General features: G+C 64.1%; 2 protein-coding genes. One reads left to right on the top strand and one right to left on the bottom strand.

What is annotated here, in order from left to right; genetic code table 11:
• Nucleotides 1–722 (bottom strand): ACP S-malonyltransferase (locus EOA60_RS30080; protein WP_164899657.1); only part of this gene is annotated, 722 nt, incomplete at its 3' end.
• Nucleotides 723–979: 257 nt separating this feature from the next.
• Here EOA60_RS30080 and EOA60_RS30075 point away from each other — a divergent pair.
• A partial coding sequence (locus EOA60_RS30075; RefSeq protein WP_206628321.1) for an LTA synthase family protein occupies nt 980–2,134 on the top strand: 1,155 nt, incomplete at its 3' end.

The raw sequence follows: 2,134 nt of genomic DNA, 5'->3' as shown, positions 1-2,134 counted from the left end.
TCGCTGGTCGGCGTGACCGAAACATTTGAGACGATGGGAACCACTGGCGCGCTTTTCGCGACCCCGGCCAGCGCCTCGCGCATGATATCGGCGGCCGGCATCATCAATGCCGAGTGAAAAGGTGCCGAGACCTGCAGCATCAACGCCCGCTTGGCACCCCTTTCGGTGCAGAGCTTCGCCGCCAGTTCGACGGCCGCCTTGGCGCCGGAAATCACCAGTTGGCCACCGCCATTGTCGTTGGCGATCTGACAGACAGAGCCTTGTGCCGCTTCGGCGCAGGCGGCTTCCACATCAGCCTGCTCCAGCCCGATGATGGCAGCCATGGCGCCCTCGCCCGCCGGCACCGCCGCCTGCATGGCGTTGCCGCGGGTGCGCAGCAGTCGCGCGGCATCGGCCACCGAAACGAAGCCGGCTGCGGCAAGCGCCGAATATTCGCCGAGGGAATGGCCTGCGACATAAGCCACCTTGTCCTTCAGCGAAAAACCGCGCGATTCCAGCGCCCTTACCGCCGCCAGCGACACCGCCATCAGCGCCGGCTGGGCATTGGCCGTCAGCGTCAGCGTTTCCTCCGGCCCTTCCCAGATCAGCTTCGACAGTTTTTCGCCGAGCGCCTCATCGACTTCCTCGAAGACATGGCGCGCCTCGGGAAAGGCATCGGCGAGGTCCTTGCCCATTCCGACGCCCTGGCTGCCCTGTCCCGGAAAGGTGAATGCGACGGCCATGTTAGCGTCTCCAGCGGCTGGTTTTTCCCTGCCTCTGGCGCAAGGCGGACGGCCAAGTCAAGCCCGCAAGCACCAGTTCAGCGGCTGTTCCAGCCGGGAGAACGGCCGAGTTCCCTGTTCTGAAAGGCTTTTTGGCGATCACACCTGATGAAAACCGCTCACGAATCGTTTGCTGGCTCTTCTTATTTCCGCCACAGGCGCTAGCTTTGTGTGACATTTCGATGACAGTGGCGTGACGCGAGTAAAAGACGCGTGACATGGGCCGGGGAAGCAAAGTGGCTAGGATCAGGAAAGGCGCGGCCAAACCCGCGCCGCAATTTTTGGAAGACGATCCGTCCACCGGCTATCTGCCGGGGCGCAGATGGCCGATTGTCCGCTACGGCCTGGCGACGCTGCTTGCCTCCGCCCTTCTGGTGTTCGCCATCGAATGGATCGTGCGCGGCGACTTCTTCGGCACCGTCGACTTCTTCCTGCAGCCCTTCAAGCCCGGCTGGACCACCATCATCGTCTTTTCGCTGGTGCTGATCGGGCTCGACGCCATTCTCGGCCGCAGCCATCAAAGCCTGATGATCGTCGCGCCGGTGACATTGGCATTGGCCTTTGTCGGTCACCAGAAATCGCACTATCTGGGCGATCCGCTCTACCCGACCGATTTCCTCTATGCCCGCCAGATCATGGCGCTGATGCCGCTTCTGGTGCGCGAGCGCCCCTGGACGGCCGTGCTGCTTGCGGCGGCGATCGTCGCCAGCCTCGCGCTGCTCGTCTATGGCTGGCGGCTCTGGCGCCGGCGTGTGCCGATCCTCAGCCGCAAGGGACGGCTGGCGCGCTTGACGCTTGCCGTGCCGCTGCTCGCCTTCTTCGTCTCGATCATGGACTACGCCACCTTCTCGTGGACGCGCGACAGGCTGCAGATCATCCCGATCATGTGGGACCAGAAGGAGAACTATGCCTCCAACGGCTTCGCGCTCGCCTTCGCGCTCAACGTGCCGATGGCGCATGTCTCGGCCCCGCCCGGCTATTCCGAGAAGACGATGGATGCGATCGCGCGTCCCGGGGTTGCCGCCTCGGTGCCCGACCAGAAGCCCGATATCATCGTGGTGATGAGCGAATCCTTCTGGGATCCGACGGAGCTCCCCGGCGTCAGCATCAAGCCCGATCCGATCCCGACGGTGCGCGCGCTGCGCTCGGGCTCGATGTTCTCGCCGGAATTCGGCGGCATGACCGCCAATATCGAGTTCGAGGCGCTGACCGGCTTCTCCAACGCCTTCCTGCCGGCGGGCTCGATTCCCTATCAGCAATATGTGCGCACGCCGACGCCGTCGCTGGCGACTTTCCTGAAGAGCGAAGGCTATAGGGCGCGCGCCATCCACCCGGGCACCAACTGGTTCTGGAACCGGGGCGCAGTCTACGCC

It is taken from the genome of Mesorhizobium sp. M1A.F.Ca.IN.020.06.1.1, from assembly GCF_004023265.1.
GTDB lineage: Bacteria > Pseudomonadota > Alphaproteobacteria > Rhizobiales > Rhizobiaceae > Mesorhizobium.
The sequence above is the reverse complement of the archived record's forward strand: the minus strand, read 5'-3'. Positions and strand labels throughout refer to the sequence as shown.